The sequence below is a fragment of the Vibrio sp. 1249-1 genome, from assembly GCF_033340495.1.
The window spans coordinates 1-947 of the sequence record NZ_JAWOWJ010000210.1 but is presented as its reverse complement, the minus strand read 5'-3'; the positions used below and the strand labels follow the sequence as shown (position 1 = coordinate 947).

The window sequence follows — 947 nt, the reverse complement described above, 5'->3', positions numbered from 1 at the left end:
GTCACTACGTCGGGGCGCATAGAAAAATCATGCGACAACTGAATGCCCGCCATTCTCACCGGCTGACTCCAAGACAAAGGACGGACGATGTAGTCTCCGACTTCCAAACGAAGTCGTCGCGCCTGATTGGCGTACTCATACCCTGTATCGAAACGGGTGTATTGACTGCTTTGCTGAGACTGAACATCGCGGTGAAAATTGGATTTAAATATTCCCGTTGTAGAAAAAACACCAAACTCAGAAAAGGCTCTGATTTCATGATCGATAGAAACCTCCTTTTGTTGGCTTTCGTTTTCATACACACCAAAAACGTTGTAGTTAAACAGTCCCCCACGACCAAACTTAGCTGGAGAAAATCGCCCCATGTCGTGTGCAGATAAACTCTGCATCGGCAGCCAGGTCGGCGGAACGACGATCGCCAGATGCAATGACGATTGCAAATAACGCACGTTAACCCCAGCGATGGAAGAAACGTCAATTCTGTCTTCCGTTCCTGGCAACGATTTGGCCGTAACGCCAACCGCTATTAGATCTTGCCGCTGGAGAAAGTACTGCTCGCCAATGCGCTCGACTTCGGCAATATGCCCCGTCGCTCTTTGATTGATCACCAATTCTAGTTTCAAGCTAATATTGTTAAACTTATCAAAAGAAAAGTTTTCAGGACTCGGTAACTCAGAAAAACTGTTGGGTGAGTTCGCACAAAGGCCAATATTGCTCCACGCCATACTTAGTAATCCAAGCCAAAGCAAGACATACATTTCATTGCGTCTGTTCATTATTATCATTATTGCGTCAATGGTATTTTGTAGCGTTTACCTCCAATATTCGCACTCAAACTCATATTGTTTATATTCTTATATGAAATAGGCCAAACCTTATATTGCTCTGGAAGAATATAACCGGCTAATCCTTCAGAAATCATTAACGGTTCTTTATTCGGAGAATCC

1 pseudogene is annotated in these 947 nt (G+C 44.1%); it reads right to left on the bottom strand.

The features are described from left to right. Nucleotides 1-725: pseudogene (locus R7Z50_RS25310) on the bottom strand (fimbrial biogenesis outer membrane usher protein); the annotation flags it as partial. Nucleotides 726-947 lie beyond the last annotated feature (222 nt).